General features: G+C 72.7%; 26 protein-coding genes and 1 tRNA gene. 15 read left to right on the forward strand and 12 right to left on the reverse strand.

Features of this window, described 5'->3' with window-relative positions:
* Nucleotides 1-85: 85 nt before the first annotated feature.
* Nucleotides 86-925 (reverse strand): class I SAM-dependent methyltransferase, encoded by an 840-nt coding sequence (locus tag H508_RS0112590; RefSeq protein WP_026374313.1) that lies wholly within the window; start codon nucleotides 923-925, stop codon nucleotides 86-88.
* Between the two features lie 44 nt (nucleotides 926-969).
* On the opposite strand from H508_RS0112590, the gene H508_RS0112595 reads away from it, so the two are divergent.
* A complete protein-coding gene (locus H508_RS0112595; protein ID WP_026374314.1) occupies nucleotides 970-1794 on the forward strand; it encodes a DUF3626 domain-containing protein in 825 nt (274 codons plus the stop codon).
* A 120-nt stretch (nucleotides 1795-1914) separates the two neighbouring features.
* A complete protein-coding gene (locus H508_RS0112600; RefSeq protein WP_026374315.1) occupies nucleotides 1915-2661 on the forward strand; it encodes a phosphoglyceromutase in 747 nt (248 codons plus the stop codon).
* A gap of 93 nt (nucleotides 2662-2754) precedes the next feature.
* Here the strand turns inward: H508_RS0112600 and phoU are convergent, their stop codons facing one another.
* Nucleotides 2755-3462, reverse strand: a complete 708-nt coding sequence (gene phoU, locus H508_RS16340) for a phosphate signaling complex protein PhoU (RefSeq protein ID WP_051223427.1) — start codon at nucleotides 3460-3462, stop codon at nucleotides 2755-2757.
* A gap of 148 nt (nucleotides 3463-3610) precedes the next feature.
* On the opposite strand from phoU, the gene H508_RS0112610 reads away from it, so the two are divergent.
* Nucleotides 3611-4759: a sensor histidine kinase gene (locus tag H508_RS0112610; RefSeq protein WP_026374316.1), complete on the forward strand. Its 1149-nt coding sequence runs from the start codon at nucleotides 3611-3613 to the stop codon at nucleotides 4757-4759.
* Nucleotides 4756-5451, forward strand: a complete 696-nt coding sequence (locus H508_RS0112615; RefSeq protein WP_026374317.1) for a response regulator transcription factor — start codon at nucleotides 4756-4758, stop codon at nucleotides 5449-5451. Before H508_RS0112610 ends, H508_RS0112615 begins: the two co-directional genes overlap by 4 nt.
* A gap of 2 nt (nucleotides 5452-5453) precedes the next feature.
* Here the strand turns inward: H508_RS0112615 and H508_RS16935 are convergent, their stop codons facing one another.
* On the reverse strand, nucleotides 5454-5912 hold the full coding sequence (locus tag H508_RS16935) for a hypothetical protein (RefSeq protein ID WP_156906082.1): 459 nt from the start codon (nucleotides 5910-5912) through the stop codon (nucleotides 5454-5456).
* Between the two features lie 182 nt (nucleotides 5913-6094).
* Between H508_RS16935 and H508_RS0112625 the strand changes: the two genes are divergently transcribed.
* The 4 genes from H508_RS0112625 (at nucleotide 6095) to rlmB (ending at nucleotide 10351) form a co-directional block, all read left to right on the forward strand.
* Nucleotides 6095-6583, forward strand: a complete 489-nt coding sequence (locus H508_RS0112625; protein ID WP_021010726.1) for a CarD family transcriptional regulator — start codon at nucleotides 6095-6097, stop codon at nucleotides 6581-6583.
* A gap of 105 nt (nucleotides 6584-6688) precedes the next feature.
* Nucleotides 6689-7867, forward strand: a complete 1179-nt coding sequence (locus H508_RS0112630; protein ID WP_026374318.1) for a bifunctional 2-C-methyl-D-erythritol 4-phosphate cytidylyltransferase/2-C-methyl-D-erythritol 2,4-cyclodiphosphate synthase — start codon at nucleotides 6689-6691, stop codon at nucleotides 7865-7867.
* Nucleotides 7868-7973: 106 nt separating this feature from the next.
* Nucleotides 7974-9383, forward strand: coding sequence for a cysteine--tRNA ligase (gene cysS, locus H508_RS0112635; RefSeq protein WP_026374319.1), 1410 nt, complete (start codon nucleotides 7974-7976; stop codon nucleotides 9381-9383).
* The gene (gene rlmB / locus H508_RS0112640; protein ID WP_026374320.1) at nucleotides 9380-10351 is read left to right on the forward strand and encodes a 23S rRNA (guanosine(2251)-2'-O)-methyltransferase RlmB; all 972 of its coding nucleotides are present in this window, start codon (nucleotides 9380-9382) and stop codon (nucleotides 10349-10351) included. The genes cysS and rlmB overlap by 4 nt, the downstream gene beginning before the upstream one ends.
* A gap of 112 nt (nucleotides 10352-10463) precedes the next feature.
* On the opposite strand, the gene H508_RS0112645 is transcribed toward rlmB, so the two are convergent.
* Both H508_RS0112645 and H508_RS0112650 read right to left on the reverse strand, forming a co-directional pair.
* Nucleotides 10464-11771, reverse strand: a complete 1308-nt coding sequence (locus tag H508_RS0112645) for a DUF4032 domain-containing protein (protein ID WP_026374321.1) — start codon at nucleotides 11769-11771, stop codon at nucleotides 10464-10466.
* 104 nt (nucleotides 11772-11875) lie between these two features.
* The gene (locus H508_RS0112650) at nucleotides 11876-12952 is read right to left on the reverse strand and encodes an ABC transporter ATP-binding protein (protein WP_026374322.1); all 1077 of its coding nucleotides are present in this window, start codon (nucleotides 12950-12952) and stop codon (nucleotides 11876-11878) included.
* A 175-nt stretch (nucleotides 12953-13127) separates the two neighbouring features.
* Here H508_RS0112650 and H508_RS0112655 point away from each other — a divergent pair, with 175 nt between their 5' ends.
* Together H508_RS0112655 and H508_RS16940 are read left to right on the forward strand one after the other, a co-directional pair.
* A complete protein-coding gene (locus tag H508_RS0112655) occupies nucleotides 13128-14021 on the forward strand; it encodes a DsbA family protein (protein WP_026374323.1) in 894 nt (297 codons plus the stop codon).
* A 4-nt stretch (nucleotides 14022-14025) separates the two neighbouring features.
* Nucleotides 14026-15003: a DsbA family protein gene (locus tag H508_RS16940; RefSeq protein WP_026374324.1), complete on the forward strand. Its 978-nt coding sequence runs from the start codon at nucleotides 14026-14028 to the stop codon at nucleotides 15001-15003.
* Between the two features lie 174 nt (nucleotides 15004-15177).
* Here H508_RS16940 and H508_RS0112665 read toward each other — a convergent pair whose 3' ends face one another.
* Together H508_RS0112665 and H508_RS0112670 are read right to left on the reverse strand one after the other, a co-directional pair.
* Nucleotides 15178-15660 carry a hypothetical protein gene (locus H508_RS0112665; protein ID WP_026374325.1) on the reverse strand — a complete coding sequence of 161 codons (483 nt, stop codon included), beginning with the start codon at nucleotides 15658-15660 and terminating at the stop codon, nucleotides 15178-15180.
* A gap of 41 nt (nucleotides 15661-15701) precedes the next feature.
* Nucleotides 15702-15773: transfer RNA gene (locus H508_RS0112670), tRNA-Thr, on the reverse strand.
* 46 nt (nucleotides 15774-15819) lie between these two features.
* Between H508_RS0112670 and H508_RS0112675 the strand changes: the two genes are divergently transcribed.
* A complete protein-coding gene (locus H508_RS0112675; protein ID WP_026374326.1) occupies nucleotides 15820-16344 on the forward strand; it encodes a GNAT family N-acetyltransferase in 525 nt (174 codons plus the stop codon).
* Nucleotides 16341-17273, forward strand: coding sequence for a DMT family transporter (locus H508_RS0112680; RefSeq protein WP_026374327.1), 933 nt, complete (start codon nucleotides 16341-16343; stop codon nucleotides 17271-17273). Before H508_RS0112675 ends, H508_RS0112680 begins: the two co-directional genes overlap by 4 nt.
* A gap of 18 nt (nucleotides 17274-17291) precedes the next feature.
* On the opposite strand, the gene H508_RS0112685 is transcribed toward H508_RS0112680, so the two are convergent.
* Together H508_RS0112685 and msrB are read right to left on the reverse strand one after the other, a co-directional pair.
* Nucleotides 17292-17936 carry a GNAT family N-acetyltransferase gene (locus H508_RS0112685; RefSeq protein ID WP_084155324.1) on the reverse strand — a complete coding sequence of 215 codons (645 nt, stop codon included), beginning with the start codon at nucleotides 17934-17936 and terminating at the stop codon, nucleotides 17292-17294.
* Nucleotides 17937-17968: 32 nt separating this feature from the next.
* Nucleotides 17969-18367 carry a peptide-methionine (R)-S-oxide reductase MsrB gene (gene msrB, locus H508_RS0112690; RefSeq protein ID WP_026374329.1) on the reverse strand — a complete coding sequence of 133 codons (399 nt, stop codon included), beginning with the start codon at nucleotides 18365-18367 and terminating at the stop codon, nucleotides 17969-17971.
* Nucleotides 18368-18449: 82 nt separating this feature from the next.
* On the opposite strand from msrB, the gene H508_RS16355 reads away from it, so the two are divergent.
* From H508_RS16355 to groL, 3 genes are all read left to right on the forward strand, one after another.
* Nucleotides 18450-18812, forward strand: a complete 363-nt coding sequence (locus H508_RS16355; RefSeq protein ID WP_051223431.1) for a DUF3263 domain-containing protein — start codon at nucleotides 18450-18452, stop codon at nucleotides 18810-18812.
* Nucleotides 18809-19369, forward strand: coding sequence for a LytR C-terminal domain-containing protein (locus tag H508_RS0112700; RefSeq protein ID WP_026374330.1), 561 nt, complete (start codon nucleotides 18809-18811; stop codon nucleotides 19367-19369). Before H508_RS16355 ends, H508_RS0112700 begins: the two co-directional genes overlap by 4 nt.
* Nucleotides 19370-19486: 117 nt before the next feature.
* Nucleotides 19487-21106 carry a chaperonin GroEL gene (gene groL, locus H508_RS0112705; protein WP_021010712.1) on the forward strand — a complete coding sequence of 540 codons (1620 nt, stop codon included), beginning with the start codon at nucleotides 19487-19489 and terminating at the stop codon, nucleotides 21104-21106.
* A gap of 271 nt (nucleotides 21107-21377) precedes the next feature.
* On the opposite strand, the gene H508_RS0112710 is transcribed toward groL, so the two are convergent.
* The 3 genes from H508_RS0112710 to H508_RS0112720 all read right to left on the reverse strand — a co-directional run bounded on the left by H508_RS0112710 (nucleotide 21378) and on the right by H508_RS0112720 (nucleotide 24040).
* Nucleotides 21378-21668: a WXG100 family type VII secretion target gene (locus tag H508_RS0112710; RefSeq protein ID WP_026374331.1), complete on the reverse strand. Its 291-nt coding sequence runs from the start codon at nucleotides 21666-21668 to the stop codon at nucleotides 21378-21380.
* A 62-nt stretch (nucleotides 21669-21730) separates the two neighbouring features.
* The gene (locus H508_RS16360) at nucleotides 21731-23344 is read right to left on the reverse strand and encodes a sensor histidine kinase (RefSeq protein WP_051223434.1); all 1614 of its coding nucleotides are present in this window, start codon (nucleotides 23342-23344) and stop codon (nucleotides 21731-21733) included.
* Complete coding sequence (locus H508_RS0112720; RefSeq protein WP_026374332.1) at nucleotides 23345-24040, reverse strand: response regulator transcription factor; 696 nt, start codon at nucleotides 24038-24040, stop codon at nucleotides 23345-23347.
* Nucleotides 24041-24048: the final 8 nt, after the last annotated feature.

Here is a 24048-nt window from a genome sequence, read left to right on the forward strand (position 1 = left end):
TTCCCGGCGACTCGACCCGCTGCAACGGCTCCGCTCGGCGAGCACGGGTCGCGGCGCCGCGGCAGCTCGCTCCGGCGCGGCAGCATCACGGGCGCGGCGCGACCGCCTCCCACGCGACCGTCAGCTCCCCGAGCCGCCACCGCGCGGGGCCACCGTGCACCGGCCAGCCGGTGTCGCGCATCCGCCCGACCGTCGCGACCCACCGCTGCGTCGCCCCGAAGTCGGCGAGCGGCGCGTGCGAGGCCCACGCGCGGTCGAGCTCGGTCAGCAGCGCGTGCACTCGCTCGCCCGGCACGTTGCGGTGGATGAGCGCCTTCGGCAGCCGCTCCGCGACGACCGACGGCGCCTCCATCGCATCCGAGCCCAGCTCGTCGACCTTGAGCGCGATCGTGAGCGAGCGCGGGCCCGCGGCATCGAGCGCGACCCACGAGCACACGCGGCCGACCTCGTTGGAGGTGCCCTCGACGAGCAGTCCGCCGGGCGCGAGCCGACCGAGCATCGCCGCCCAGTGGCCGGCGACCTCGTGCTCGTCGTACTGCCGCAGCACGTTCATCGCGCGGATGACGTGCGGCGGACGCGGCGCCGGCACCTCGAAGCCCCCGAGCGCGAACGACACCCGCGCGTCCGCCGCGATCGCCCGCCCGTAGCGCGAGGGCCCCGCAGCGCGCGCCGCCTCGAGCTGGGCCGTCGCGAGCGCGACGCGCTCGGGGTCGATTTCGAGCCCGAGCACCTCGACCGAGGGGTTCCCGCGCGAGAGCCGCTCGTGCAGCTCGAGGCTCGTCGTCGCGCTCGCGCCGTAACCGAGGTCGACGACGAGGCAGCCCGGCACGCGCGCGGCCGGCTGCGCGGCGATCCAGCGGTCGACGCGACGCAGCCGGTTCACGCCGGTCGTGCCGCGCGTGATGCGTCCCGTCGGCTTCGCCACCCGACCATTGTCGCGCCCGCCGGGGCGCGGCTACGGTGACGGGCATGGATGCGTGGCGCCGGGCGGTCGAGCACGTCGCGTCGCGCTCGACGGGCGGACCGCTCCCCGCCGACGCGCGCATCACGGTGCACTTCCACCCCGATCGCCGCATCGGCGGCGAGACCGTGCTCGAGCGCATCGCCGCCGAGGGGGCCTACCGCTCGCAGTTCTCCACCGGCATCTCGAACGGCGGCCTCACCGCGCATCCGGGCGGCGACCGCTGGCGGTGGGAGTCGCGCATCTTCGGCCGCGCCTACGACGACGCTGCGCCCGAGGAGCGGCCGGTCTACGGCGCGGTCGAGCACCGTCGGCGCGAGACGGGCGGCGCGATCCGCTTCGGCTCGTCGTGGCTCGAGGTCGCGCGCAGCGCGTGGCCGCGCGTCACGCTCTGCTGGCCCGACTCCGTCGCCGAGCCCGAGCGCTTCGGCACCGCCGAGCGGGCGGGCGACCTGCTCGCGCTCGCGGATGCGTCGGCGGTCGACCCGCTCGACGACTACGTCGAGGCGCACGTGCACGGCGGCCTCGAGATCGCCCGCGACGTCCAGCGGCTCGTGCTCGACCCGTCGTTCCGCGGCACGGAGCTCGAGCGGGTCGCGGCCGAGCTCGGCGTGCCGGTCGCGTGGCACCCGGGGCTCGAGCTCGACGTCGACCGCATCGAGGAGCTCGAGGCCTACCGCGGCATCGACGCCCTCGCGCTCGCCGTGGAGCTCGCCGTCGACGGCCGCATCGACGCGCGCATCCTGGGCGAGGCGGCCGAGGGCCGCGACCCGCAGGCGATCAAGCGCGTCTGGCACCTCATCGCCAGGTTCGGGCACCGCGCGGCGAGCTGACTCGCGCCTTCCGCGGCTCGAGCGGGGCCGCTGCGCCCGACCGGGCACGGCGCGCCAGCCCCGCTCGGGCGCAGCGGCCCCGGTCGCGCTCGAAGGGATGGGCCGGGTTAGGCTGGCGGCATGACCGAGCGCACCCTCATCCTGCTCCGCCACGGCCAGTCGACCTGGAACGAGAAGAACCTCTTCACCGGCTGGGTCGACGTGCGGCTCACGCCGAAGGGCGAGGAGGAGGCGAAGCGCGGCGGGGAGCTGCTGCGCGAGCGCGACGTGCTGCCCGACGTGCTCTACACGTCGCTGCTGACGCGCGCGATCCAGACGGCGAACATCGCCCTCGACGCCGCCGACCGGGCGTGGATCCCGGTGCACCGCTCGTGGCGCCTCAACGAGCGCCACTACGGCGACCTCCAGGGGAAGGACAAGGCCGAGACCCTCGAGCAGTACGGCGAGGAGAAGTTCATGACCTGGCGCCGCTCGTTCGACACGCCGCCGCCCGAGATCGCCGACGACAACGAGTACTCGCAGGCCGGCGACCCTCGCTACGCCGACATCGACGGCGAGATGCCGCGCACCGAGTGCCTCAAGGACGTCATCGAGCGCTTCCTGCCCTACTGGGAGTCGACGATCACGAAGGATCTCGAGGCCGGCCGGACGGTGCTGGTCACCGCGCACGGCAACTCGCTGCGCGCCCTCGTGAAGCACCTCGACAAGATCTCCGACGACGACATCGCGGCGCTCAACATCCCCACGGGCATCCCGCTGCTCTACCGCCTCGGCGACGACAACATGCCCGTCGCGCCGGGCGAGTACCTCGACCCCGAGGCGGCGGCGGCCGGCGCGGCTGCGGTGGCGGCTCAGGGCAAGCGCTAGCCCGATCCCGAGGCCCGAGACGGGCCTCGGCGCTGGCCCCAGGCACGCGAAGAGGGCCCGACCGCAGCGGTCGGGCCCTCTCGCGCCTGGGCGTCAGCCCTCGGTCGGCGCCGCCGGGTGCACCGGCTCGGGCGCCATCTCCGGGTGCGCGTCCTCGTCGCCGACCCAGTCGCCGGTCGCGAGGTACTTGACCTTCTTCGCGATGCTCACGCCGTGGTCTGCGAAGCGCTCGTGGTACCGGCTCGCGAGCGTCGCATCCACCGTCGTGTGCGCCGCGCCCTGCCACTCGGTGCCGAGCACGTGCGCGAACACGTCGCGGTGCAGCTGGTCGACGATCTCGTCGGCCTGCTCGATCTGCTCGCCGATCGCGAGGTCCTGCGTCTCGAGCAGGTCGCGCAGCAGCTTCGCGATCTCGATGTCCTTCGCGCCCATCTCGGCGAAGGTCGGCGCGAGCGAGTCCGGCACGACGTTCATCGGGAAGCGGTAGCGAGCGAGCAGCGCGATGTGCCGGGCGAGGTCGCCCATGCGCTCGAGCGACGCCGAGATGCGCAGCGCCGAGACGGTGATGCGCAGGTCGCGGGCGACCGGCGACTGCCGGGCGATGATGTTGATCGCGAGCTCGTCGAGCGCCGACGCCTTGTCGTCGATGATCGGGTCGGTCGCGATCACCTGCTCGGCGAGCTGCACGTTCGAGTCGCCGAAGGCGCGCACGGCCGCCTCGATCGAGACCACGACGTGGTTGGCGATGTCGACGAGGCGCTCCTGCACCTCGGCGAGCTCCTGCTGGAAGACGTCGCGCATTGCTCCTGCTCCTTCGGTGCGTCGACGCTCGACGGCGTCGAGCGGCGGCGGCACGGTACGGACTGCCAGTGTCCTCGGGCCAGGTTACCGGGCGGTGTCCGCCCGCTGAACCGCGGGAGCCGCGCGTCGCGCTGGCTACGATGGGGGCGTGGATGCGTCCTGGTACGTGCTCCTGGCGCTCCTGCTGGGCTTCGGTCTGGGGGCGCTATCGGTGCATCTGCTCGGCGTCGCGGCACAGCGAGGGCGCCAGGTCATGGCGATCGCGAGCGAGCCCATCCCGGACGGCATCGCCGCGATGGTCGACGTGCTCGAGTCGGCGGGCGTCGTGCTCGACGGCTCCAACCAGGTGCTGCTCTCGTCGCCCGGCGCGGTGACGCTCGACCTCGTCGACGGGCGAGCGCTGCGCAGCCACGACATCCTCGACGCCGTCCGGCGCGTCTGGCGCACTGGGCGCGAGGAGGTGCTCGACCTCGTGCACCGCCGCGGCCGCATCGGCACCGGCACCGAGCTGCACCTGCGCGTGCGGGTCGCGCCGCTCGGCAACCGCTTCATGCTCGTGCTGGCGACCGACCGCACCGAGGAGCTGCGGCTCGCGGGCGTGCGCCGCGACTTCGTCGCGAACGTCAGCCACGAGCTCAAGACCCCCATCGGCGCCGTCGCGGTGCTCGCCGAGGCGATCGAGGCGGCCGCCGACGACCCCGATCGCGTGCGCGCCTTCGCGCAGCGCATGCAGGTGGAGGCGGACCGGCTCGGCCGCATGACGAAGGAGATCATCGACCTCTCGCGCATCCAAGCCGACGACCCGCTCGACCGGCCCGAGCGGGTCGGCATCACCAAGGTCGTCGAGGTCGCCGTCGACCGCACGCGCGTGCTCGCCGACGCGAAGCGGATGCGCGTGGTCACGCGGGTGCTCGAGGACGCCGAGGTGCTCGGCTCGGCCGAGCTCATCACGATGGCGGTGCAGAACCTCGTCGCGAACGCCGTGCAGTACTCGCCGGAGGCGACGCACGTCGGCATCGGCGTGCGCGTCGTCGACGGCGTCGTCGAGATCGCGGTGACCGACAAGGGCGTCGGCATCGCGCCGGAGGACCGCGAGCGGGTGTTCGAGCGCTTCTACCGCGTCGACCCCGCTCGCAGCCGCGTGACGGGCGGCACGGGCCTCGGCCTCAGTATCGTGAAGCACGTCGCCGTGAGCCACGGCGGCGAGGTCACGCTCTGGTCGCGCCCCGGTCAGGGCTCGACGTTCACCCTGCGACTGCCCGTCGCCGACACGCCTGCCCGCGAGGAGACTGCATGACGCGCATCCTGATCGTCGAGGACGAGCTCGCGCTCGCCGAGCCGCTCGCCTACCTGCTCGAGCTCGAGGGGTACGAGACGGCGCACGCGGCTGACGGCGACGCGGCGGTCGAGCGCTTCGAGCGCGAGGGCGCCGACCTCATCCTGCTCGACGTCATGCTGCCGGGGCGCAGCGGCACCGACGTGTGCCGGCACATCCGCCGCTCGTCGAAGGTGCCGATCATCATGCTGACGGCGAAGGACTCGGAGGTCGACACGATCGTCGGGCTCGAGCTCGGCGCCGACGACTACGTCACGAAGCCGTACTCGACCCGCGAGCTCGTGGCGCGCATCCGTGCCGTCCTCCGCCGCCGCACCGCGGAGGAGGAGGACGAGGACGACGACTCGGTCGTGGAGGTGGGGCGGGTGCGGCTCGACGCCGACAGCCACACCGTCACGGTCGACGGCGCGGAGGTCGCGATGCCGCTGCGCGAGTTCGAGCTGCTCGAGTACCTCATGCGCAACGCCGGTCGCGTGCTCACGCGCGGCCAGCTCATCGACCGGGTGTGGGGGAGCGACTACTTCGGCGACACGAAGACGCTCGACGTGCACATCAAGCGCCTGCGGGCGAAGATCGAGGAGGAGCCCTCGAGCCCGACGCAGCTCGTGACGCTGCGGGGGCTGGGCTACCGCTTCGAGCGCGCTGGAGCGTGAGCCTACTGGGCCGGACCGAAGTCGGCGTAGTCGGGGAACTCGGTCGAGTGCACGGGCACGCCCACGCCCGTGGGCTCGGCGCCGTCGGCCTGGAACGAGACGTTGCGCAGCCCGCCGAACTCGATCTCGCCCACCTCGAACAGGAGCTGCTCGCCGTCGGGGAAGCCGAAGGTCGTCGTGCCCTCGCCGACGCGCACCTCCTCGGCCTCGTCGTCGACGCGCACCTCGACGAAGGTCGCCTCGCCGGGGTTCGTGAAGGTGACGAGCAGGTTGAGCGTGTCGCCGTCAGGGTCGCCGATGAGCAGCGCGTTGTGCCACTCGACCGTGCCGGTCGAGCCCGAGACGCCGTCGGAGGGGTCGTACTCGATCGTCGTCGCCTGCGGGGTCAGCAGGTTGCAGCCGGTGGCTGTCAGGACGACGACGGCGGCTGCGGCGGCTGCGGCGAGGGGGCGGTGCTGCACGGGATCCCTTTCGACGATGGCCGCGGGCGCAGAGTGCGCGACCGCGGTCACGACCACTCTAATACCCGCCCGATGGGCGCTCCATGCGGGCGCGAGGGGCGTGATCCAACCACGCCGCGCGGGACTGGGCGAGCGACACGCTGTGATAAAATCGAGGTTCTGGCTATGACGAGGAGCATTCGATGAACTTTGAGGTCGGAGAGACGGTCGTCTACCCCCACCACGGCGCCGCGACGATCACCGAGGTCAAGGTGCGCAAGATCAAGGGCGTCGAGACCACCTACCTCAAGCTCAACGTCGCGCAGGGCGGGCTGACCATCGAGGTGCCGGCGCAGAACGTCGACATGGTGGGCGTCCGCGACGTGATCGGCGAGGAGGGCCTCGACAAGGTCTTCGAGGTGCTGCGCGCCGACTTCACCGAGGAGCCCACGAACTGGGCCCGCCGCTACAAGGCGAACGTCGAGAAGCTCGCCTCCGGCGACGTCATCAAGGTGAGCGAGGTCGTCCGCGACCTCAGCCGCCGCGACCAGGACCGCGGCCTCTCGGCCGGCGAGAAGCGCATGCTCGCGAAGGCGCGGCAGATCCTCGTCTCCGAGCTCGCGCTCGCCGAGCACACCGATGAGGACGCCGCCGCGGCGCGCCTCGACGAGGCGCTCGCCCCCGCGAGCTGAACGCAGACCTTCAGCCACACACCTGGCGCGAGGCACCCGATCTCTCGATCGGGTGCCTCGATCCACGTCCGGGGCCGGTCGCGCGAGCCATCTAGGCTCGAGCGCGTGACCGACACCGCCATCATCGTCGTCGCCGCGGGCAGCGGCACGCGCCTCGGCCGCGGCGTGCCGAAGGCCTTCGCCGAGCTCGCGGGCGCGACGATCCTCGAGCACGCGCTGCGCGACCTGCAGTGGGTCGGGGCGCTGATCGTCGTGGTCGTGCCGACCGGGTACGAGGCGGATGCGTCGGTGATCGCCGCGCGCGCGGGGATCGACGCGCTCGTGGTCGCGGGCGGCGCGACGCGGGCCGACTCGGTCGCGGCCGGACTCGAGGCCGCCGGCGACGTCCGCTTCGTGCTCGTTCACGACGCGGCTCGCGCGCTGACGCCCGCGACGCCCTTCTCCCGCGTGCTCTGTGCGCTCGCCGAGGGCGCTGGCGCGGTCGTGCCGGTGCTCCCGGTGGTCGACACCGTGCGCGCCGTCGACGGCACGGCGCGCTCGGGCGGCGCCGAAGCGCTCCAGTCGCTCGGCGCGGTCGTCGAGCGCTCGGGCCTGCGCGCCATGCAGACGCCGCAGGGCTTCGACGCCGCGCTGCTGCGGCGGGCGTACGCCGAGGCGGGCGATGCGCGCGCGGCTGCGACCGACGACGCGCAGCTCGTGCAGATGCTCGGCGTCGAAGTCGTCTCGGTGCACGGCGATGAGCTCGCGTTCAAGATCACGACGGCGGCGGACGCCGACCGCGCGGAGGCGCTGCTCGCGCCGGAGGGGAGTGGCGTGGACGAGCTGCGCACCGGGATCGGGGTCGACGTGCACGCGTTCGGCGGCGGCGGCCCGCTGATGCTCGCAGGCCTCGAGTGGGAGGGGCAGGGCCTCGCCGGCCACTCCGACGGGGATGCGGTGTGCCACGCGATCGTCGACGCGCTGCTCGGCGCCGCGGGGCTCGGCGACATCGGCGGGCTGGTCGGCGTCGACGACCCGCAGTACGCGGGCGCGCGCGGCGAAGTCTTCGTGCGCCGCGCGCTCGAGCGGCTCGGGGCCGAGGGCTGGGCGCCCGTGAACGTCGCCGTGCAGGTGCTCGGGGTGCGGCCGCGCATCGGCTCGCGCCGCGAGGAGGCGCAAGCGGCGCTCAGCGCGATGCTCGGCGCGCCGGTGAGCGTGAGCGGCACGACGACCGACGGGCTCGGCGCGATCGGCCGCGGCGAAGGCGTGCAGGCGATCGCGACCGCCCTCATCCGCCGTCGCTGACCCGCCCCTCTCTCGTTTCGCAGGCGATCCGGGCTGCCGGAGGGAGCATTCCCCTCGACCGGCCTGGATCGCCTGCGAAACGGAAGCGCCAGTAGCCTTGGGCATCGTGACCGTGCGCATCTACGACTCGAAGCAGCAGGCGATCGTCGACCTGCAGCCGCGGAGGCCCGGCGAGGTCTCGATGTACGTCTGCGGCCCGACGGTGCAGTCGTCGCCGCACATCGGCCACGTGCGCAGCGCCGTCGCCTACGACGTGTGGCGCCGCTGGCTCGAGCACCGCGGCCACCGCGTCACGTTCGTGCGCAACGTCACCGACATCGACGACAAGGTGCTCGTCAACGCGGTCGACGAGCCGTGGTGGGCGCTCGCCTACCGCATCGAGCTCGAGTTCTCGGCGGCCTACCGCGCCGTCGGCGTCGCCGCGCCCACCTACGAGCCGCGAGCCACCGCATCCGTGCCCGAGATGCACGCGCTCATCGCCGAGCTCATCGAGCGCGGCCACGCCTACCCGGCGCTCGACGGCTCGGCCGACGTCTACTTCGACGTGCGCTCGTGGCCGGAGTACGGCGCGCTCACGCGCCAGTCGATCGACAAGATGGAGCCGGCCGCCGACGCCGACCCGCGCGGCAAGCGCGACCCGCGGGACTTCGCGCTGTGGAAGGCGCAGAAGGCCGAGGAGCCGGCCTCGGCGTCGTGGGACTCGCCGTGGGGCCGCGGCCGCCCGGGCTGGCACATCGAGTGCTCGGCGATGTCGCGGCGCTACCTCGGTGACGCGTTCGACATCCATGGCGGCGGGCTCGACCTGCGGTTCCCGCACCACGAGAACGAGCTCGCGCAGTCGACCGCCGCGGGTCTGCCCTTCGCGAGCGTGTGGAGCCACAACGGCCTCGTGCACGTCGACGGCGAGAAGATGTCGAAGTCGCTCGGCAACTCGATCTTCGCCGCCGACCTCGTCGAGGCGGTGCGCCCGATCGTCGTGCGCTACTTCCTGCTCGCGCCGCACTACCGCTCGACGATCGACCTCCGCACCGCGGGCGGCGACCTCGAGGGGGGCTCGCTCGGCGAGGCCGAGGCGGCGTTCGGCCGCATCGAGTCGATGCTCGAGCGGGTCGCGCGCGTCGGGGCACTGCCCCAGTCCGACGTGCCGGAGGCGTTCGGGGCGGCGATGGACGACGACCTCTCGACCCCGCAGGCGGTCGCGGTGCTGCACGAGTCGACGCGCGCCGCGAACGCCGCGCTCGACGCGGGCGAGACGGATGCGGCGCTCGCGCGAGCGGGGGAGGTGCGGGCGATGCTGCGCGTGCTGGGCCTCGACCCGGCCGACGAGGTGTGGCATCCTGGAACGTCGGCCGCGACCGGGGCGCTCTCGAGCCTCGTCGAGTCGCTGCTGGCAGAGCGCCGCGAGGCGCGCGCGAAGAAGGACTTCGCCGCCTCCGACCGCATCCGCGACGCGCTCGCCGCCGCCGGCATCGCCGTCGAGGACGGCAAGGACACCACCACCTGGAGCATCTCATGAGCAAGTCGCAGCGATCGCCGCGGAAGAAGGGCCCGCAGAAGGGCACCGGCGGCCACGGCCGGAAGGCGCTCGAGGGCAAGGGACCGACGCCCAAGGCGGAGGACCGCTCCTGGCACGTCGCCGGCAAGCGCAAGTCGGCGCGCGAGCGCTTCGAGGCGGCCGCGCAGAAGGGCCGCCGGCCCGAGCCGCCCCGCCACCGCAAGCCCTCGTCGGCGAAGGACGACTCCGAGCTCGTCACCGGTCGCAACAGCGTGCTCGAGGCGCTGCGCACGAAGACGCCCGCGACGACGCTCATCCTCGCCGCCCGGCTCGAGATGGACGAGCGCGTCAAGGAGATCCTCTCGATCGCCAACAAGCGCGGCCTGCCGGTGCTCGAGGTCATGCGGCCCGAGCTCGACCGGCTCTCGGGCCACGACGCCGTGCACCAGGGCGTCGCGCTCAAGGTGCCGCCGTACCAGTACGCGCACCCGATCGAGCTGCTCGAGCAGATCGTCGACCGGCAGCAGACGCCGCTGCTCGTCGCGCTCGACGGGGTCACCGATCCGCGCAACCTCGGCGCGATCATCCGCTCGGCCGCGGCGTTCGGCGCGCAGGGCGTCATCGTGCCGCAGCGCCGCTCGGTCGGCGTGACGGCCTCGGCGTGGAAGACGAGCGCCGGCGCCGCCGCGCGCGTGCCGGTCGCGATGGCCACGAACCTCACGACGACGCTCAAGGAGCTGAAGTCGCAGGGCGTGTTCGTCATCGGGCTCGACGGCGACGGCGACGTGCCGCTGCACGAGCTCGAGCTCGCCGAGGGGCCGCTCGTGATCGTCGTGGGCAGCGAGGGCAAGGGGCTCTCGCGGCTCGTCGCGGAGACGTGCGACGCGATCGTCTCGATCCCCATCTCGTCGGCGACCGAGTCGCTCAACGCCGGCATCGCCGCATCCGTCACGCTCTACGAGGTCGCGAAGCGCAGGGCCTCGCGCTGATCGAGCAGCGGCCGCCCCTCTGCGACCGGGGCGGTTCCGCCCGACGGGGGCGGGCACGCCAGCCCCGCTCGGGCGGATGCGCCCCGGTGGGCGGTACGTCTCGCTGGGAAGGTCAGACGCGGTCGCGCCAGTCGCCCTCGTCGTCCTCCTCGTCGAGGAGGCCCTGCGCGGTGATGATGGGCATCGTCATCGTGAGCGGCAGGTCGAGCAGTGCCGCCTCGTCGCGCCGGAACGCGAGCTGCGTCGCGATGTACTGCTCGGCCGCCTCGGCGAGCGGCACCTCGCGCTGCTCGCGCTCCGAGAGGAACCAGCGGTGCTCGAGCACCTCGTGGAAGATCTCGGCGGGCTCGAGCTTGCCTCGCAGCTCGACGGGCACCGACTCGACGATCGGCTGGAAGACCTCCTCGAGCCACTCGTGCGCGAGCGCCTCGTCGCCGACGTTCGGCCGCAGGTCGTGCTGCGTCGCGACGTACTGGTCGAGGTCGTTGAGCAGCCGCCGCGCCTGGTTCTCCTGCGCGTCGATGCCGGTGAGCGACTGCAGCCGGCGGTGGTGGTGGCCGGGGTCGACGACCTTGGGCTGGATGCGCACGGTCGTGCCGCCGTCGCCCGTGCGGATCGCGAGCTCCCCGATGTCGTAGCCGAGCGCGTTGAGCCGCTCGATGCGGGCGGCGATGCGCCAGCGCTCGTCGGCGGGCAGCACCTCGTCGCTGTGCAGCTCGTGCCACAGCGAGCGGTACTGGTCGACGATCGAGCCGGCGACCCGCACGGGGTCGATCGACTCGTCGAGCCGGTCACCCGCGGCGAGGTCGAGCAGCTCGCCCGCGATGTTGACGCGCGCGATCTCGAGGTCGTCCTCGCGGCGCCCGTCCGAGAGCCCGCCGGGCAGCAGCGTGCCGGTCTCGGCATCGACGAGGTAGGCGGCGAAGGCGCCGGCGTCGCGCCGGAAGAGGGTGTTCGAGAGCGACACGTCGCCCCAGTAGAAGCCGACGAGGTGGAGCCGCACGAGCAGGCCCGCGAGCGCGTCGACGAGGCGCTGCGCGGTCGGCTCCTTGAGCGAGGAGGAGTAGAGCGCGCGGTAGGGGAGCGAGAAGCGCAGGTGGCGGGTGACGAGCGCTGCCGCGAGCGGGTTGCCGTCGGCGTCGACCCGGTCGGCGATCACCGCGAGCGGCTCGACGCACGGCACCTCGAGCCGCTGCAGCGTGCGGAGCATCCCGTACTCCCGGGTCGCCATCTCGGGCGTCGTCTCCTTGATCGCCACGACGCGGCCGCCGAGCCGCGCGAAGCGCACGAGGTGCCGCGAGATGCCCTTCGGCAGCTGCACGACGTCGGCGTCGGTCCACTGCTCGAGCGGCTCGTCCCACGGCAGGTCGAGCAGCGTCGCGTCCATCACGGCGGAGGTGATGCGCAGGTCGGACCGCATGCCGCCATGGTAGGCGAGACCGGGCGTGCGCGCTCGGGTCGATCGCACGCATCCGTCGACGACGACGGCCCCGTCGCCAGGACGGGGCCGTCGCTCGGTGTCGGTCAGAGGCGGTTGCCGCTGTCGGAGTCGAACAGGTGCATGTGCTCCGGGTCGGGCGTGATGTACACGGTGTCGCCGAGCGAGGCGTGCGTGCGCCCGTCGACGCGCGCGACGATGTCGACGCGCTTGCCCTCGACGTCGGCGTGGCCGTAGAGGTAGCCGTCGGCGCCGAGCTCCTCGACGAGGTCGACGAGCACCGGCAGGCCGTCGCCGCCCGACTCGGCGACCGAGATGTCCTCGGGGCGCACGCCGACGACGACGTGGCCCTTCGCCGCCGCGAGCTGCTCGCGCGGGACGGGCGTGATGTGCGAGCCGAACTCGATGCCGCGCTCGGTGACGGGCAGCTCCATGAGGTTCATGGCGGGGCTGCCGATGAAGCCGGCGACGAACTGGTTCGCGGGCTGGCCGTAGAGCTCGCGCGGGGTGCCGACCTGCTGCAGCACGCCGTCCTTGAGCACCGCGATGCGGTCGCCCATCGTGAGCGCCTCGGTCTGGTCGTGCGTGACGTAGACGGTCGTGACGCCGAGCCGCCGCTGGAGCGAGGCGATCTGCGTGCGCGTCTGCACGCGCAGCTTGGCGTCGAGGTTCGACAGCGGCTCGTCCATGAGGAACACCTGCGGCTGGCGCACGATGGCGCGGCCCATCGCGACGCGCTGCCGCTGACCGCCCGAGAGCGCCTTCGGCTTGCGGCTCAAGTAGGGCTCGAGGTCGAGCAGCTTCGCCGCCTCCTCGACGCGCTTCGCGCGCTCCTCCTTCGCGACGCCGGCGATCTTGAGCGCGAAGCCCATGTTCTCGGCCACGGTCATGTGCGGGTAGAGCGCGTAGTTCTGGAACACCATCGCGATGTCTCGGTCCTTCGGCGGCATGTCGGTGACCTCGCGGTCGCCGATCAGGATGCGGCCGTCGTTGACCTCCTCGAGGCCCGCGAGCATGCGGAGGGTCGTGGACTTGCCGCAGCCCGAGGGGCCGACCAGCACGAGGAACTCCCCGTCGCCGATCTCGAGGTCGATCGCGTCGACCGCGGGGCGGGTGCCGCCGGGATAGACCCGGGTGGCCTTGTCGAACGTCACAGACGCCATTGTCGATACTCCCTTTCCACCGGCAGGTACGTGCCGGACGATCCGTCGTGGTGAGGACGGGCAGCGATGCCCGCGCCTCATACTGGCACGCCGGGCTGCCGGTACCCTAGAAGACGGCGCGCTCTCCCCAGCGGCGCCCACCGCCGTGACCACGGCCGACCCAGGACAAGGACGCATGAGCGAGAAGCTGACGAAGAACGAGCGTCGCGCGCAGGCCCGCGAGCAGGCCCGCCGGATGCAGGAGGAGCGCCGCAAGAAGGAGCGCCTCAAGAAGGGCCTGACGATCGGCGGCATCATCGTTGCTGCCGTCGCGATCGTCGCCATCGTGGCGGTCGTGATCGTCAACAGCATCCGCCCCGCGGGTCCCGGCCCCGAGAACATGGCGAGCAACGGCATCGTGATCGGCCAGGGCTTCGAGGCCGAGCGCACCGCGGCGACGCCGCCCGAGGCGGAGCCGACGCCGACCGAGCCGCGCGACGACATCATCCAGATCCGGATCTACCAGGACTACATGTGCCCCGCGTGCGGCGCCTTCGACGAGGCGAACCGCGCGACGCTCGAGCAGCTGCTCGAGACGGGCGCCGCGACCGTCGAGGTGCACCCGATCTCGATCCTCGACCGCACCTCGCTCGGCACGAAGTACTCGACGCGCTCCGCCTCCGCCGCCGCGTGCGTCGCCGAGCACGCGCCCGACCAGTTCTGGGCGTTCAACTCCGCGATGTTCGACAACCGCCCCGAGGAGGGCACGCCGGGCCTGACGAACGACGAGATCGTCGGCGTCGCCGAGTCGGCCGGCATCGACACCTCCGGCGGGCTCGCCGAGTGCATCACCGAGGGCCGCTTCATGAGCTGGGTCGAGGACGCCACCGTGCGCGCCGGCACCGAGCCGCTGCCCGGCACCGACGGCGAGGTCGCCGACCGCACGCCGACGGTCATCGTCAACGGCGAGCGCTACCCGGGCGCGCCCGGCGACGCGGCCGGCTTCCAGGCGTTCGTCACGGCCACGGCCGGCTCGCTCACCGAGTCGACCGAGGAGCCCGCGGAGTCGCCCGCCCCGAGCGACGGCTGAGCCCGTGCGCACCCTGTCGGCCGGTGGCGCGCTCGTCGCGCTCGCCGTGCTGGCAGGGTGCGCGGCGTCGCCGCCCGCGCCGATCACGACGATCGGCGAGCTCGGCGCCGCTTACCTCGACGCGGGCGGGCAGTGCGACGACCTCGTCGAGCAGTACCGCGAGGATCCGGACGACCCGGTCGTCGCGACGTGCGGCGCCGACACCGAGCTCATCCTCGCCGGCACCCCCGACGAGGCGCTCGCGGTCGCGACCGAGCGCCAGCTCCAGGAGCAGACCGTGCTGGTCTTCGACCGCTGGGTGATCCGCGACCCCGACCTCGAGACGATCCAGCAGGAGCTCGGCGGCCAGATCGTCACGCTCGCGCCCGCCGACGGCCCGGCGAACATGGCCGACGCGATCGCCTTCGACGCCGACGGGGCGATCGAGCGCGACCCCGTGCCCGCCGAGGGTGCGCCCGAGGCCCTGCCCGACGCATCCGCCGTGCCGGACGTGCTCGTCGTGATCGACCCGGCCTGCGAGTACTGCGACCGGCTGCTCGAGGCGAGCGGCGAGCGGCTCGCGGAGATGGCCGACGCCGGCGAGGCGCGCGTGGCCTACTTGCCCGTCTCGCTCGGCGACGCGATCGGCAACGGCTACGCGTCGACGCTCGGCGCGAACGCGCTCGCGTGCGTGGCCGACGCGGAGCCCGAGGCCTATCGCGACTTCCAGACCGCGCTGCTGTCGATGCTGCAGCGGCAGCCGTTCGACGCGGCGTCCGTGTCGGCGCTCGCGTCCGAGCACGGCGCGGAGGTCGGCGACTGCATCGCCGAGGGCCGCTTCGCGTGGTGGGTGCGGCAGGCGACGGTCCGCGCGATCGAGGAGCCGCTGCAGGGCGTCGAGCCGCTGCGGGGCGTGCCGACCGTCGTCGTCGACGGGTTGACGTTCGACGGTGACGTGGCAGACGCGGATGCGTTGGCGGCGTTCATCGCGGAGCGCCGGTAGCCGACAACCTGCCTCGCGCGCGTCGCAGCGCGATCGCTCAACCGGCTCCGTGCGTCGCCGAGCGGTCGAGAAGGCACCGGTGCGCAGCTGGCCGGTTGAGCCAACTGCGCCGTGCGCCGCGCCTGGCTGGCGGGTCAGGACGCCTGCGCATCGCGACGGCGCATCGCGGGTGGCCTATTGAGGCGGCGAGATGTCCGCGCGGAAGCGCTCCGTCACGTCGACGCCGAGGGATGCGGCGTCCTTGATGCGGACCAGGGTTCCGTTGATGTGCGCCGAGAAGCGGCCGACGCCCTCCATCTCCGCTACCGGGACCTCTCGCGCCCATGCGACCTCGTAGGTCTCCCAATCGAGCGCGAGGTAGACCATGACGTCGAAGTCGTACGAACGGATCACCGAGAAAGCAGCGCCGGCTTTCATCCCGGGCCGCACGGTCCGTGTTTTCACTTGATATCGGGTGCCGTCCGGCCCTCTCAAGTCGTAGGACTTCACGGAGTTCGGCATTCGCGACGCGCTGTAGACGTGGGCAGCCAGATACTCGGCGTAGTCGCCGACCGGCGCGTTGCGCGTGCGAACGACTCCTCGCCGCTCCAGCTCCGTCAGCGTGGCTCCGTAACGCACGAGCAGTTCACGCGTCGGCACTCCGGCGAGCTCGCTCATCGCCGCAGCGCATACGCGGTCGCGAGACTCGGTGCGGAGGGAGCCCCCTGTCAGGATCGAACTGACGACCTACGCTTTACAAGAGCGTTGCTCTACCACTGAGCTAAGGAGGCGCGGCGCGGGTTCGCCCGCGGCGCCCCGCCATTCTAGGCTTGTCCGGTGAGCCGCTTGCGCCCTTGGGATCCCGAGCGCGACGCCGCCGCCGTGCTCGCCGCCTTCCTCGGCTCGCCCGACCTGCACCGGCAGGCGCCGCCCATCGCGACGCTCGCCGACGCGCGCGGCTACCTCGAGGCGGTCGCCGCCGAGGCGCTCGCGATCGACCTCGAGGGCGAGGCGGTCGGATGCGTCATGGCCGCCGAGCGGGACCCGCACCACGGCACCGCCTGGATGTCGTACTGGCTCGCGCCCGCCGCGCGCGGGCGCGGGCTCGCGAGCCGCGCGCTCGACGCGCTGTCGCGGCGGCTCTTCGCCGACGGCCTGCACCGGCTCGAGCTCGGCGCCCGCGCGAACAACCCCGCCTCGATCGCGGTCGCCGAGCGCGCCGGCTACGTGCGCGAGGGCGTCGAGCGCGAGCGGCTGCGCTACGTCGACAGCGACGGCACGGCGACGCGCTTCGAGGTCGTGCGCTTCGCCCGCCTCGCGACCGACCCGGCGCCCGCCCTCGCGCCGCTGGAGGGCGCATGATCCACCTCCTGTGGCTGCTCGCGTCGATCGCCGCCGGCGCGGGCGTCGCGGTGCAGAGCCGCATCAACGGCGAGCTCGGCGCGCGGCTCGATCACGGCATGCTCGCCGCCCTCGTCTCCTTCGGCGTCGGCCTCGCGCTGCTCGCCGTGCTCCTGCTCGTCTCGCCCGGCGCGCGTGGGGGCGTGCGCCGGCTCCTCGGCGTCCTCCGCGACGGCTCGATGCCGTGGTGGTACGCGACGACGGGCCTCCTCGGCGCGTTCCTCGTCGCGACGCAGGGCGTCGTCGTCGGCACGACCGGCGTCGCGCTCTACACCGTGGGCGTCGTGGCGGGGCAGACGACGAGCGCGCTCGCGGTCGACCGGGCCGGCTTCGGCGGCCTCGCGCGGAAGCCCATCACCGCGCCGCGCGTCATCGGGGCGCTCCTCGCGCTCGTCGCGGTCGGCATCGCGCTCGTCAGCGCGGGCGAGCTGCAGGGCGCGTGGCTCGTCGTGCTGCCGTTCATCGCGGGACTCCTGCAGTCCTTCCAGCAGGCGTTCGGCGGCCTCGTGCAGCGGCACTCGCGCTCGGCGATCGCGCAGACCGTCTCGAACTTCCTCGTCGGCACGCTCGCGCTCGCGGTCTTCGTCGGCATCCAGTCGCTCGCCGGCGTCACCGCGAGGCCGCTCCCGGCGGAGCCGTGGCTCTACGCCGGCGGCATCCTCGGGATCGTCTTCATCGGCCTCATGTCGATCGCGGTGCACCACCTCGGGGTGCTGACGATGGGCCTCGGGGTCATCTGCGGGCAGGTCGTCGCGTCGCTGCTGCTCGACTGGCTCTTCCCGGCCGGCCATCCGGTGACGGCGTGGTCGCTCCTCGGCGCCGGGCTCACGATCGCCGCGGTCGCGGTGTCGTCGATGCGCCGACCCGCGCGAGCGGCTCGACCGGTCTGAGGCCGGCGCCGGCCGCCGTCAACGCAGCCCGAGGAAGCGGGCCGCGACCTCGCCGCCCTCGATGCCGAGCGTCCACTCGGGGCGCCGCAGCGCATCCGCCGTCACCCGCAGGTCGAGCTCGCGCTCGACGACGCCCTCGCGGGGCGAGTGGCGGCCCTCGCCGTTGGGCTGGTAGCCGAGCGCGCGGCTCACGCCGAGCGACGCGGCGTTCCAGTCGTAGGCGGTCGTCTCGGCGACCTCGGCGCCGAGCGAGTCGAACGCCCACAGCAGCGCCGCGAGCCGCATCTCGGTGCCGTAGCCGCGGCCCTGCGCATCGCGCCGCAGCCACGAGCCCGTCTGGATCGTGCGCTCGTCCGGGAACCGGCGCGCGACGACGTCCTGCGCGCCGATGAGCGCGCCGTCGGCCCACACGCCGAGCATCACGACCCAGTCGTCGCGATCCGCGCGCAGGCGCGACTGCCAGATCCAGCGCGCCGAGCGCACGGGCATGTCGGGCGCCTCGTCCCACGGCGTGCCGAACGGCGTGCGCGGCGCGTGGTCGTGGATGCCCGACGCGGCCGCGGCGACGTAGTGCGGGATGTCGGCGTCGGCGAGCGGCCGCAGCTCGAGCCGCGGGGTCGTGAGCCTGAGGCCGAGCAGCGGCCAGATCTCGTCGAGCGCCATCACGTCGCCACGCTAGCGGCGACGGCGAGCCCTCAGGACTCGGGCGTGAAGCTGAGCGCGACCGAGTTCATGCAGAAGCGGTCGCCCGTCGGCGTCTGCGGCGCGTCCTTGAACACGTGGCCGAGGTGGCTGCCGCACTTCGCGCAGCGCACCTCCGTGCGCACCATGCCGAGCGAGCGGTCCTCGACGAGCTCGACCGCGTCCTCGCGCGCGTCGAAGAAGCTCGGCCAGCCGCAGCCGGAGTCGAACTTCGTCTCGTCGTCGAAGAGCTCGTTGCCGCACGCGCCGCACGCGTAGACGCCCTGGCGCGACTCGTCGAGCAGCGCGCCCGTCCAGGGCCGCTCGGTGCCGGCCTCGCGCAGCACGCGGTAGGCGTCGGGCGAGAGGGCCTCGCGCCACTCGGAGTCGGAGCGTTGGATGCGATCGGTCATGCCGCAAGCCTACGCGCGGCACCATTGCGCCGACTGTGTTTCGCGGCGGGCGGAACCCCGCGGCGCCCGTAGGATCGGCAGCATGCCGACCGAGCCGCGACCCGCCAGCGCGCCGGACGCCGACGACTCCGCGGCGCCGGACTCCGCAGCCCTGGCGTTCGCGGCCGCCGACTCCGTCGTCGAGCCCGCGGCGCACGCGCCGTCGACGGATGCGTCGGCGCACGACCTGCAGTCGGCGCGCGAGCAGCGCATCCGCCGCGTGCTCGACTTCGAGGCCCGCTGGACGAGCCACGGGGGCGCGAAGGCGCGCGCGATCCGCGCCGAGTTCGGCTGGACGACGACGCGCTACTACCAGGTGCTCGACGGGCTGCTCGAGACCCCGGAGGCGCTCCACCACGACCCGATGCTCGTGCGGCGGCTCCTCCGCGTGCGCGAGGGCCGATGAGCCGCACGCAGCGCGTCGGCGCCCACCGCTCGAGCGCGTCGCGGCGCACGCCGCGCTGGGTGATCCTGCTGTGCGCGCTCGCCGCCACGATCGTGCTCATCGCGATCGGCCTCTTCCTGCTCGACCGGCTGCGCCCGCAGTCGGCACCGTCCGCGCCGGTCGCGAGCGAGGCCGCCGAGGTCGTCTCCGACCCGGGCCAGGTCGCGCCCGGGGTGGACGCATCCATCACCGTCCTCGACCAGTCGGGCGAGCACGAGCTCGCGGCGGGCGTCGGGCAGGCGCTCTCGAACGCCGGCTGGAACGTGCTCGCGACCGGCGGCTCGACGGGCGGCGACGTCGAGCGCACCGTCGTCTGGTACGACGACGAGTCGCTCGCGCCCATCGCGCGCGGGCTCGCGCAGGGCCTCGGCGTCGGCGAGGCGCGGCTCTCGGACGGCCGCATCACCGGCACGCCGATCACGATCGTGCTCGGTGCGGATGCGGTGGGCACGGCCCCGAGCGCCGAGCCGCAGGAGGGCGGTGCGGTCACGCACTCGCCCACGCCGACCGCGCCCTGACACGGGCCCTCGGGGCGGCTTGCACTCGACAGGGGAGAGTGCCAGACTCGGGTACTGGCACTCTTCACATCGGAGTGCCAGATGAACGTCCACAGCGTCCAGGAGGGACGAACTGCAATGGCAAAGATGATCGCATTCAACGAGGAGGCCCGTCGCGGGCTGGAGCGTGGACTCAACACGCTCGCCGACGCGGTGAAGGTGACCCTCGGCCCGCGCGGCCGCAACGTCGTGCTGGAGAAGAAGTGGGGCGCCCCCACGATCACGAACGACGGCGTCTCGATCGCCAAGGAGATCGAGCTCGAGGACCCCTACGAGAAGATCGGCGCCGAGCTCGTCAAGGAGGTCGCGAAGAAGACCGACGACGTCGCCGGTGACGGCACGACGACGGCGACCGTGCTCGCGCAGGCGCTGGTCCGCGAGGGCCTCCGCAACGTCGCCGCGGGCGCCGACCCCATCAGCCTCAAGCGCGGCATCGAGAAGGCCACCGCCGCCGTGAGCGAGCAGCTGCTCGCCAACGCCAAGGAGGTCGAGACCAAGGAGGAGATCGCCGCCACGGCTTCGATCTCGGCCGCCGACGAGGAGATCGGCGCGCTCATCGCCGAGGCCATCGACAAGGTCGGCAAGGAGGGCGTCGTCACCGTCGAGGAGTCGAACACCTTCGGCACCGAGCTCGAGCTCACCGAGGGCATGCGCTTCGACAAGGGCTTCCTGTCGCAGTACTTCGTGACGGACCCCGAGCGCCAGGAGACGGTCTTCGAGGACCCGTACATCCTGATCGTCAACTCGAAGATCTCGAACATCAAGGACCTGCTCCCGATCGTCGACAAGGTGATCCAGGCGGGCAAGCAGCTCGTCATCATCGCCGAGGACGTCGAGGGCGAGGCGCTCGCGACGCTCGTCGTCAACAAGATCCGCGGCATCTTCAAGTCGGTCGCCGTCAAGGCGCCCGGCTTCGGCGACCGCCGCAAGGCGATGCTCGCCGACATGGCGATCCTCACGGGCGGCCAGGTGATCTCCGAGGAGGTCGGCCTCAAGCTCGAGAGCGCGACGCTCGACCTGCTGGGCCGCGCGCGCAAGGTCGTCATCACGAAGGACGAGACGACGATCGTCGAGGGCGCCGGCGAGGCCGAGGCCATCGCGGGCCGCGTCCGCCAGATCCGCTCGGAGATCGAGAACACCGACAGCGACTACGACCGCGAGAAGCTGCAGGAGCGCCTCGCGAAGCTCGCCGGCGGCGTCGCTGTCATCAAGGCGGGTGCCGCGACCGAGGTCGAGCTCAAGGAGCGCAAGCACCGCATCGAGGACGCCGTCCGCAACGCGAAGGCCGCCGTCGAGGAGGGCATCGTCGCCGGTGGTGGCGTCGCGCTCATCCAGGCCGCGAAGACCGCGTTCGAGGGCCTCGAGCTCGAGGGCGACGAGGCGACGGGCGCGAACATCGTGCGCGTGGCCGTCGACGCGCCGCTCAAGCAGATCGCCACGAACGCCGGCCTCGAGCCGGGCGTCGTCGCCGAGAAGGTGCGCGGCCTCGAGGTCGGCCACGGCCTCAACGCCGCGACCGGCGAGTACGTCGACATGCTCGCCGCGGGCATCGCCGACCCGGTGAAGGTGACGCGCTCGGCGCTCGCCAACGCCGCGTCGATCGCCGGCCTCTTCCTCACGACCGAGGCCGTCGTCGCCGACAAGCCCGAGAAGCAGCCGGCGATGCCGGCCGACCCGACGGGTGGCATGGACTTTTGAGTCCGCAGGCGTCAGGTCCGCGCAGCGGACCTGACGCCGGAGGACTCAAGGTCGAGTAGTGGCGGCCGCAGGCCGGCACGTATCGAGACCCACGAGCTCCACCGATCGAATGGCCCCAGCAGCAATGCTGGGGCCATTCGCCGTCTGATGGTCTCGATACGCCCGGCCTGCGGCCGGGCTACTCGACCAACGGGTAGGGCGGCCGGGCTACTCGACCAACGGGGCGGCGTGGCCCGCGGCCGGGCGACTCGACCAACGGGGTGGCGTGGCGCTACCCCGCGAACAGCCGCGTGTTGCCCTGCTCCACCTCGTCGTACTGGCGGCCTGCCATCGCGAGCGCCTCGTTGATGCTCGCGAGCGACTCCTCGACGCGCAGCTGCGTCGCTCGCCAGTCCTGCACGACGCCCTGGAAGGCGATCGACGCCTGGCCCGTCCACGAGTCCTGCAGCGCCTGCAGCTGCGCGAGCATCGCCGCGGACTCCGACTGCAGCCGCGACGCGGTCGACCGCACCGCGAGGTGCGCGCCGTGGATGGCGTCGCCGTCGACGACGTACCTGCTCATGATCCCCTCGATCCCGCGCGGAGCATCCGCGCTCGGGCCAGACGGTAGGGGGATGCGTCGGGTCAGCGTCGCGCGGCGGCCCTCGCTTGTGGATGGTCGCCCGTGATCGTGTTGGGCGAGTCCGCGGGGCGCAGCTTGTGGCTGAGCGCCATGACCGCCTCGTCGGAGGCGAGCGGGATGGCGATGCGGAATGTCGCGCCGCCGCCCGGCGTCTCGACCACGTCGATGCGGCCGCCGTGCGCGCGCACGATGCCGCGCACGATGGCGAGGCCGAGGCCCGAGCCGCCCGTCTCCCGCGCGCGCGACTCGTCGGTGCGGAAGAAGCGCTCGAAGACCTTGCTGCGCTGGTCGGCCGGCACGCCGGGCCCGTGGTCGATGACCATCACGACCGCGCGGCGGCGCCGAGCGGTGACGCCGACGGCGAGCTCGATCGGCGATCCCTCGGGCGTGTAGCGCAGCGCGTTGCCGATGAGGTTCGAGATCACCTGGCGCAGCGCGTGCTCGTCGCCGAGCACGATCGCGGGCGGCGTGAGCGGCGGCGGCGTGAAGATCGCCTCGGGGAGCGCGTCGTCGACCTCGTCCTCCACGGGACCCATCGAATCCGCGTCGATCGGGAGCACGTGCACCTGGCGGTCGGGCGAGCCGGCGCGCGTGTCGGAGGCCGCGTCGTTGACGAGCGGCACGAGGTCGAGCGGCTGCAGGTCCATCGGCCGGCGCTCGTCGAGCCGCGCGAGCTGCAGCAGGTCCTCGACGAGCCGCGCCATGCGCTTCGCCTCGCCCTCGATGCGCTCCATCGCGCTCGCGACGTCCTCCGGCCGCGAGATCGCGCCCATCCGGTAGAGCTCGGCGTAGCCGCGCACCGACACGAGCGGCGTGCGCAGCTCGTGGCTCGCGTCGCCGACGAACTGCCGCATGTGCTTGACCGATTCGTCGCGCTGCTCGATCGCGGCCTCGATGCGGTCGAGCATGCCGTTGAGCGAGCGCTGCAGCGAGCCGACCTCGGTGCGCGGGTGCTCGGTCGTCAGGCGCGTCTCGTAGTCGCCGTCGGCGAAGCGCTCCGCCTGCTTCGCCGTGCGCCGCAGGCTGCGCAGCGTCGAGACGGCGAGGATGCGGGTGAGGGCGGCGCCGAGCACGACGGCGAGCACCGAGAAGCCGGCGAAGACGAGCATGAACGTGCCTGTCGTCACCTCGAGCTGCTCGGTGTTCACCGCGACGACCGAGATGAGCAGCTCGCCGGTGCCCTCGACCGTCGTCGGCGCGACGAGCGCGCGCCACGACGACTGCCCGTCGATCGACGGGATCGTGAACGCGCGCGGCTGCTCGACGATCGTCGCGAGCGAGAGCCCCGCGAGGTCGGGGTTCTCGGGATCGGGCAGCTTGTTGTCGCAGACGATGACGCCGTCGGCCTCGGCGACGCCCAGGTAGTAGGTGTTCGGCATCCGCTGCGCGAGGTCGCACTGCTCGGGCGAGTCGCGGCGGGTGACCGGCTCGCTCGTGAACGCCTGCAGCGCCTCCTCGATCTCGGCGTCGATGTCGGCGACCTGCGCGTCGCGGATGATGCTGAGCGTGCCGATGCCCGCGAGCACGAGCCCGAAGGTCATCACCACGACGATGAGTGCACTGATCCGCCCGGCCAGCGTCGTGCGGCCGAGCAGGCGGGCCAGCGCCCGTCGCACCTACGCCTTCGGGGACTTCAGCATGTAGCCGAAGCCGCGCTTGGTGACGATCATCGGCTCGCTCGAGCCGTCGTCGATCTTGCGGCGGAGGTAGGAGATGTACGACTCGACGATGCCGACGTCGCCGTTGAAGTCGTACTCCCAGACGTGGTCGAGGATCTGCGCCTTCGAGAGCACCCGGTTGGCGTTGAGCATGAGGTAGCGCAGCAGCTTGAACTCGGTGGGGGAGAGCTCGATCTCCTCGCCGCGCACGGTGACCTCGTGCGTGTCCTGGTTCATCGCGAGGTCGCCGACGTGGATCGTCGCGTCGTCGGTCTCGGCCATCGTGCGGCGCAGGATCGCCTTGATGCGGGCGATGATCTCGTCGAGCGAGAACGGCTTCGTGACGTAGTCGTCGCCGCCGACCGTGAGGCCGTTGATCTTGTCCTCGGTGTCGTCCTTGGCGGTGAGGAAGAGGATGGGCGAGGTGAAGCCGGATGCGCGCAGGCGCTTGGTCACGCCGAAGCCGTTGATGTCGGGGAGCATGACGTCGAGCAGGATGAGGTCGGGCTCGTCCTCGAGGACGGCGGAGATCGCGGCGGCTCCCGCGCCGACGGCGCGCACGTCGAAGCCGGCGAATCGCAGGCTCGTCGTCAGCAGGTCACGGATGTGCGGCTCGTCGTCGACGACGAGGATCTTGGCGTTCGGCTCGGTCATGCGATCAG

Origin of the sequence: Agrococcus lahaulensis DSM 17612 (genome assembly GCF_000425105.1) — a bacterium.
Taxonomy (GTDB): domain Bacteria; phylum Actinomycetota; class Actinomycetes; order Actinomycetales; family Microbacteriaceae; genus Agrococcus; species Agrococcus lahaulensis.